This window comes from Novosphingobium sp. CCH12-A3 (assembly GCF_001556015.1).
In the GTDB taxonomy this organism is placed as follows: Bacteria; Pseudomonadota; Alphaproteobacteria; order Sphingomonadales; family Sphingomonadaceae; genus Novosphingobium; species Novosphingobium subterraneum.
Genome location: NZ_LSIA01000086.1, coordinates 1 through 8167, shown reverse-complemented (window position 1 = coordinate 8167; position 8167 = coordinate 1). Strand labels below are relative to the sequence as shown.

The following is an 8167-nucleotide window of genomic DNA, read 5'->3' as shown; positions in this document are numbered from 1 at the left end:
CGGAACCGCCATTCTTCTGCTGTGTGCCCTCGTCAGTTTGACCTTCAAGAACCACGAGGTGCAGCTCGTGCTTATGAAGCTCTACGCCGAGGCTTGGGGCTGGGTTCAGCTCAATCCGAACAAGCCTGTAAACCTGACGCTTCCATCGGGTCAGATGGTGCAAGGCACCATGTCCATGGTGCCCTATCATCCTGCAGTGGAAAGGGCGTGGGCCAAGGCTGTGCAGGTCAGCATTTCTGCGGGTCTTGGTGCAGCCTTTATCTGCGTCCCATTGACCGTCTGGTTCGTCGACTTTTCGAAACGGCGCGGCACCGACATTCTGACCGAGCGCCATGAGCGGGGGGCCGTGCTTGTGACACACAGCGAACTGGCCCAAGCCATCACCAGCCATAACTGGAAAGCGCATATCAGCGAGTGCCGCAAGCGCACGCCACCAGTGGACCCCGACAAGATCCTCGCAGAGCCCTTGAAGGACCGTGTTCGGGCGGGTCTGCATGCGCCTTACCGCCTGGCAGGTGTGCCGGTTCCTTGGCGTCTTGAGCAAAGCCATGCGATGTTCATCGGTACTACCGGTGCTGGCAAGACGACCGAGCTGAAGAAGATCGTCACGCAGGCGCGTGAACGCGGGCATCGCTGCGTCATTTTCGATCTGACCGGCACCTTCGTCGAAAGCTTCTATGATGCCGAAACGGACATCATCCTCAACCCGATGGATCGCCGCTGCGTGCCATGGTCGATCTTCAACGACTGCGACAATTACGCCGAATTCATGAGCGCTGCGACAGCGCTGGTTCCCAGCGGCCATAGCGCGGAAGATGACTTCTGGCAGAAGTCGGCACGCACCCTGTTCGTCGAGATGTGCGTCAAAATGATCAAGATGGGCGTGCGCTCAAATGGCGCGCTTTCCTACTTCCTGATGCAGTCGGATCTGAAGACGATCCATGCTCAACTTGAAGGCACGATCGCAGGTCCGATGATGTCACCCGCCGCTGCCAAAATGGCAGAGTCGATCCGGACCACCTTCATCGCCAATGCGAATGTTTTCCGCTTCCTGCCCGAACCTCCTCCGGGCGAAACCGGCTTCTCAATCAAGAACTGGATGACCACCGAGGTCAAGGAAGGGTCGATCCTTTTCATCACTTCCACGCACCCGGACCTGGTCCTCAATCGCCCGCTTTTGACGCTGTGGATGGACCTGGCCGTCAATGCGCTGTTCCACATGGGACGGACCCGAGATCTGCGCACCTGGTTTCTCATCGACGAAGTCCATGCGCTGCATCGTCTCCCGGCGATCGATCATGGTCTTCAGACCGCCCGCGCGTTTGGCGGAGCCTTCGTGCTTGGCATGCATTCCTTCGACAAGCTTGAAGAAACCTATGGCGAGAACGGAGCTACCAATCTGGCCTCGCTGGCGGGCACCAAACTGATCCTCAAGACGGCCGATCCCGAGACGTCGCGGCGATGCTCCGAGTTCATTGGCAACCGTCAGGTCCGGATCATGGATGAAGCCTATTCCTACGGCTATAATGACAACCGCGACGCCTCGACGATCACGCCTCGTACCAACGTCGAAGAACTCGTCATGCCGGTCGACATCAGCGACCTGCCCAGCATGCACGGGTTCGTGAAATTCCCCGACGGTTTCCCCGCTGCCAGGATCAGGCTGACGTGGAAGGATTACGAACCCCGCGCCAAGGGTTTCGAGCGTGTCACCGACATGCGCGCCGCCGAATACATCCCACCGTCCGGGGATATCGCGGAATTGGGGGGTGGGGATAGGGAAGGCGCACAACCTGACATCGCGCCTAAGGAGCGGAAGGATCGCGAAGAGGTCGCGCTGAGTGAGGCTGAGCGGGCGGCGCAGCAGCTGAGGGAGGCGATCGAGGGGCCATTGAACCCTGAGCGCGAGCTGACCGAGGAGGAGGTAACACGCAAGATTGAGGATGAAGAGGAGCGGGCAGACTTCGAGCGAAAGCCAGCGCAAGGGGAGCTGTATGGCTATAACCGCCCTGGCAAGAAGGACCAGCGCGAGCGGCAGAACCTTGCCATGCGCGACAGCGAAGAGCGCAGCGCGCAGGCGAAGATCGAAGGGCCGAAGGGGCGAGCGCAGAACAGCAGGGCAGACGCGCAGGAGAGCGAGCTTTCCAAAGAAAACATGCGCGGCATCGGCAACGAAAAGCAAAGCCGTCAGGACCCTTCCATTGACGATGATCAGGAGCTTGGGCGATGAGCGCGGCAGGACAGACCTGCCATGTGTGCCCCCTATTCTGCGCGCAATGTGCCGGGCCGATGCTCCGGCGCGAACAGGCAAGGATAGCCTGAGATGCTGTCGGTCGCATCAGTCGCATCAGCCGGCGGCGCGGCAAACTACTTCGCCAAGGACGACTACTATGTCGGCGATGGCCCTGCTGAGCTCAGCGAATGGGGCGGGAAGGGCGCCGAAGCACTCGGTCTTGCTGGTCCCGTTGCCAAGGATGACTTCGAAAAAGTCCTCGATGGCAAACTGCCCGATGACACGGTCGTAAATGGCAATGCAAACCGCCGCTCGGGGATAGACCTCACATTCTCCATGCCGAAATCGGCCAGCCTGCTTGCGCAGCTGGGCGGCGATAAGCGGATCCTCGATGCACAGGGGGCCGCCGTCAAAGCGACCATGGCCTATCTCGAGAAGCATTATGCGCAGGCCCGCGATCGTTCGCGCAATGCCAACGGCGAGGGCGTGGTCACGGGCAAGCTCCTCTATGCCCTGTTCCAGCACGATACGAGCCGGGCGCTGGACCCGCAGAACCATACCCATGCCGTCATTGCCGCGATGACCCAGGACAAGGATGGCAACTGGAAGGCGCTGTGGAACGGAGAGATCTGGAAGAACAACACAGTCCTTGGCTCCATCTACAACGCCGCGTTGCGGGCCAACCTCGAGAAGCTCGGCTACGAAACCCAGCTCACGGGCAAGCACGGTCAGTTCGAAATCAAGGGCGTGGCGCGCGATGTGATCGAAGCCTTCAGCCAGCGCCGTCTCACCATTCTGGCAACGGCCGAAAAGCTCGGGAAGAGCGCAAAGGACACAGGAGCCTTGCGGGAAATCACCAAGCGAACCCGCGATCCCAAGCTAAACCCGGATGACAAGCAGGCGCTTCGGCAGGAATGGGCGAGGCGCGCCGCCGGGCTGGGGTTCGATGCCAAGGCGCTGGTCGAACAGGCACGGGAACGCGGCTCTGTAGAGCGCGAGAGCCCATTGGGATTGCCTCAGCGGGTGCAGGAAACCCTAAGCGCGCTCCGGGACAGCGTGAAACTCTACACGCGGCCAGCGGACATACTGACAACCAATGGCCTCCAACGGATAACCCTGACGCCCACGCAGCTGCGCACCGAGATGGCAACCGCTTCTGCGATCAGGATCATCGGCGAACGTGAAACCTCCTGGACCCAGGGCGAGCTGGTCAAGACCGCGCTCGACCTCGGCGTAAAGGGCGTGACCGCTGACGGTGTGGAAGCAAGGATCGGCGTATTGGTGGCCGACGGTAAGGTGCTGGAGGGCAAAAGCGACAGGCTCGACGGCCTGCCTGAGAAATTCACAACCCCTGAGCATGTCGCAATCGAGCGGGCAACCCTTGCCAATGTCGCCGCCGGAAAGGGCGCAGGCCAGGCCATCATCGAAGCCGCCGAGGCTCCGGAACGGCTGCGGCAAGTGGCCGGAACTCACGAGCTCAATGCCGAGCAGATTGCCGCGGGAACACTGGCGCTGGCCAGCAAGGACCGCACAATCGTGATCCAGGGCGTCGCGGGCGCAGGCAAAACAACGATCATTTCGGCAATCGCAAGCGTAGCGTATCGGGAGGGAAGGGAGGTCATCGGCCTCGCCTTCGCCAACAAGATGGTGAGCGATCTTCGCAGCGATACAGCGATCCGGGGGTCGGACGGTGAGGTTGTCAGACAGGGGATCACGGCAAGAACCGTCTCATCCTTCGTGAATGAGCATTTGCGGCCCGCGCTTGAGGGCTCGGGCCCGAAGTTCGAAGCCTCACGCGAAGCATTGCGCGGCAAAATGTTGGTGTTGGATGAGGCTTCCCTCGTGGCAAACAAGCCGATGAATGACCTGCTCACGATCGCCAACCGGCTTGCTGTTGAAAAGCTGGTCATGATCGGAGACCGGGCCCAGCTGCAGCCGATCGAGGCGGGCAAAAGCTTTTCACTGATCCAGTCCGATAACCCCGCCATAGCCCGCATCGATACCAGCCTTCGGCAGCGCACCGAACATATGAAGGAAGCCGCTGGCCTCGCGCGCGCCGGAATGTTCAAGGAAAGCTTTGCCTCGCTTGGCGAGCGTGTGGTCGAAGCTGGCGCAGACCACCTCAAGGTCACCGCGCAGAAATGGCTGGAGCTATCGCCAGAAGACCGCGAGCGTACCGCGATCTACTCATCGGGTCGTGCAGCGCGCGGCGAACTCAACCGGATGGTCCAGCAGGGCCTAAAGGCAGAAGGGGCGATCCAGGGGGAAGGGCTGAGGCTGACCACGCTCCTCCCGGCCCATGCGACGCGCGAGGAGCTGCGCTACGCCTCGACCTACAGCAAGGGCCAGCTGCTCGAAGTGACGCGCCAGAACGCCCCCGGAGGGCTTGTTCGGGGGCGGTACGATGTCGAAAGCATAGACGTGAAGGGCCGGGTCATGCTGCGCGATGAAAGCGGCAAGCTGATCAAATTCGATCCGGCGGCGATCGACCCTTCGGACAAGCGCGATGCCTTGAGGCTCTCCGAAAAGCACAAGGAGACAATCTTCGAGGGCGACAAGATCCGCTGGACCGAAAAGGATGATGCCAGGGGGCTGATGAAGTCCGAGGAGGCGAGGATCCTCGGGATCAGGGATGGGATCGTCACGCTCGAGAACAAGGCAGGCGTGACCGTAGAACTCAAGCAGAATGACCGCATGCTCGAGCGCATGGGGCTGGCCTATGCGATCAACATGCATCAGGCGCAGGGCGACACCCGCGACATGGCGATCGGTGAGATGCACTCATCAGCCCGGCACTTGTCAAACCAGCGTCTGGCGCTCGTCATGATGACCCGGGTGCGCGACGACATCACAATCGTCACCAACGACCGCGATCGGCTCCTGGCGCAGATCGACCGAAACCCGGGCGACAAGACCAGCGCGCTCGAAACCCTTGGCGAAAAGCAGGTCGAGACGAAACGCAGCGGCCGCGAGGCTGGCGAGTTTCGGCCCACAATTCCCGATCATTTGAGGGCGCCCGAGGACAGGCAAGCAAATGCCTCACGGATCGATCCGGCGAGCCTTCGGGCAACGCCCCAGCTCGATGTGCCCGAACGCAACATCGAACGCAGCCGATAGGAGGAAGATCGTGACACAGATGGGCCATGCCAAAGCGGGCACGCCGCCTTCAGACACTTTCGAGATTCACCTCACGCAGCAGCTGACCCTGACCAATCTGGTGAACGAGGCAGGACTCTCGGAGATTGCGCGTGCCGCTGGCGGGGACAGCTTTGTGGTCTGCGACCTCAATACGTACGGGGTTCAGGGATGCGCTGATCTGCGAGCCGCCCTCCATAACCAGAAAATGGCCGCCGAGTTGGTGGCGATAGGTCTGATGATCCTTGTCGCAGTTCTGGTGGGCACGATCGCGGCCGCCTTTGTGAGGCTGGTGGCGCAGCGGGCGGCTCCTCCTTGGGAGCGGTGCGCCGTTGCCTTTATCCCGCTGCGCAGGGGTCGGGCAAAGCCCCGGAAAGATGCGGTCAACATCATAACCAGGAAGGAGAAGAGGCATGGCGCTTGAATACAAAGACGCAGGGACCGTCGGAAGCAAGCGTGGGGCGAAGGACGGGGCGCAGCACAAAAAGGTTGATCTGCGCGATCTCCACATCCGCAATGCCGGCGGTCAAAGTACCGTTCAGAAAACGAGCGAGTTCAAGCGCAGATCACCCAACAGCTACTTGAAGGGCGAAGCGGCAAACAATCTGGCACGCCGGGTCTTCAAAGAGCATAGGGCCGGAAAGTCGGTACGAGAAATCGCGGGCTGCTTTGAGCTTTCTCAGACCAAAATCCGCGTTCTCGTCAATCGCGGCCTCGATGCCGAATTTCGCGACGTGACAGCACCAAGGATGATCCAGCAATACTGCGATGAGGGACGACAGCTCGATATCCCCCTTAATGTACTTCTCGGTAAAAGAACGGGCGTCCATTGCTGGACCTCAAAAATGCTGAACGAGGGAGCGCTCCTGCGAGAGGTAAAGGCGCTCTATGAAGACTTCACGCTCGAGCACCTCCAGCACTGCATCTACAATTGTGACGCTCACCTAGCAAAGATCGAGGCCCTGATCGGGCCGCTGCAGTTGATGAGCGTCGAAGCATTTCATCACCGAGCCCGTCAACGGGTTGCGGCTTACCGGAGCCAAAATCGCTTCCACAAGATCCGCTATATCGACTGGGACACACGCCCTAACTCATACTTTGCTTGTACCAACCGATACGAACAGTGGCACGACTGGGTACTGCACCCCCGAGTGAACGAATGTTTCAACCCTAACCAAACACTACACGATATCATTGCAAGAATGGAATCGGTCTTCAGTGCAGCAATCTATTATAGGAATCAGGAAGCCGCCGAGGCTGAGTATCGGCACCTTGAGCGGCTTATTGCCGAAAACAACGGACCCAGAGAGTTTACCCAGTTCGTTGCCCAGGGGCGCGCCATATGGCGCAAGCGAAAGGCCGATAGAGCCGAAGCAGCGTACAATTCGACGCCAGACCCTATCGTCGAGGCTCGCCAGCGCGAATCCATTGCGAGAAGCCGGCTGATTACACACGCCGGCACGATAGCGATCCGGATGGCCCTGATGTTTGGCAGCATCATACTCCTCGCCCACGAGATGAGTGTGATCAACGACCCACAATATCTGGCTCGGATGAATGTTCCCGCAATGAGCTTCTACATCACCGCATTCATTGCCGGTGCTGCCGCCGTTGCGCTGGCGTTATTCACGTTCCAGTCGGCTCGAGGCTTCAGCCAGCAAATAAAGGAGCACCGGTCGGCCAAAGCCAGCCTCGACCACCAGATGGACCGAGGATCAGCGCTTACATGACGAACTGCACTTCAACTCCAATTTCAAGCGGCAGCCCTTCCCAAGCCCGATCCGCCAATGCCCAGAAGCAGTCGGCATGAGCCTGCGCCTGCGCATCCAATCTTCCAGACCGTCAATCACCACATGAAGGAGAGCATGAAATGGCATTCGATTACGAAGATGCAGGCACTTTCGGCAGCGAGCGCGAGGCAAAAGACTGGGCGCAGCGCAACAAGGTCGATCTGCGCGATCTCCACATTCGCAACGTCGGCGGCCAGCGGGTCGAGGTGGGTATCCGCAAGAGCGCCTACGATCAGCGCGAGAATTACGACAACCGGCACGGCCAGAGACAGGACGGCTTCTGGCGATGATGAAGTCCACCGCAGCGTGCCTGATTTGGACCACTGGCTTGTTGCACGACGCGAACGGAGCTCAGAATTTCGGCCTGATGGAGTTGTGGCGTATTGAAGCCGCTGGTTCCGCGGCTTCCAATATCTTCTTATGCAGCCAAAGCAGATTGCACGTTGCCAGGAAAAAGCAGGAGAGCGAAGGCATTTGCAATCTGCCGGGCGCTTGATTCAGACAAGCCAGTCACATCCCCCACCAAGGCCCCGCCATCGAAAAAGCTTTTAGGCTCAAGGCCAGAAGCGATCAGTTGATAGGTTCGGAACAGAACCCTTGCCATTTTCCCATCGGCAGACTGTCTGATCATCTGGTCATAATCAGAATCCAAGCTGATATGGTCCCAATGGACCGAGAAGTGTTTTCTTGCTTTTGCCACGTGCAGGAACGGTATCTTGCGGCGTTGGCACTCATAGAACCAAGCATCGCGAGCGGCCGAATCTCGCTTGTCGATCATTTTCCAAGCGGGGTTAGGCCATGGGATCCCTTTGAGGGGTCAGGACATAGAACGGGCACAGATATACGCTAAGCGTCTCTGCGCGCACTTATGGGTCGACTCTATGCGTCGACGACTCCAGCATTCCAAAGGCATCCATCGGACAGTTGTAGCATCGCCTCTCGTCGCAGAGCCGGGTTAGCGTCCGCGCTCGTGGTGTAATTTTCGGTGGAGATTTAGGTGCTGCTGGTG

General features: G+C 59.5%; 6 protein-coding genes. 5 read left to right on the top strand and 1 reads right to left on the bottom strand.

Going from position 1 to position 8167, the window contains the following annotated elements:
- From AX703_RS06725 to AX703_RS06705, 5 genes are all read left to right on the top strand, one after another.
- On the top strand, positions 1-2230 hold a 2230-nt coding region (locus AX703_RS06725), incomplete at its 5' end, for a type IV secretion system DNA-binding domain-containing protein (RefSeq protein ID WP_082734459.1).
- Between the two features lie 93 nt (positions 2231-2323).
- Entirely contained in the window at positions 2324-5350 is a 3027-nt protein-coding gene (mobF, locus tag AX703_RS06720; protein WP_062343379.1) for a MobF family relaxase, read from the top strand.
- 10 nt (positions 5351-5360) lie between these two features.
- On the top strand, positions 5361-5792 hold the full coding sequence (locus AX703_RS06715) for a hypothetical protein (protein WP_152998738.1): 432 nt from the start codon (positions 5361-5363) through the stop codon (positions 5790-5792).
- Positions 5782-7098 carry a hypothetical protein gene (locus tag AX703_RS06710; protein WP_058803396.1) on the top strand — a complete coding sequence of 439 codons (1317 nt, stop codon included), beginning with the start codon at positions 5782-5784 and terminating at the stop codon, positions 7096-7098. Before AX703_RS06715 ends, AX703_RS06710 begins: the two co-directional genes overlap by 11 nt.
- Before the next feature lie 140 nt (positions 7099-7238).
- Complete coding sequence (locus AX703_RS06705) at positions 7239-7448, top strand: hypothetical protein (protein WP_054136348.1); 210 nt, start codon at positions 7239-7241, stop codon at positions 7446-7448.
- A gap of 128 nt (positions 7449-7576) precedes the next feature.
- Here the strand turns inward: AX703_RS06705 and AX703_RS06700 are convergent, their stop codons facing one another.
- Positions 7577-7936: a hypothetical protein gene (locus AX703_RS06700; protein WP_058456890.1), complete on the bottom strand. Its 360-nt coding sequence runs from the start codon at positions 7934-7936 to the stop codon at positions 7577-7579.
- Positions 7937-8167: the final 231 nt, after the last annotated feature.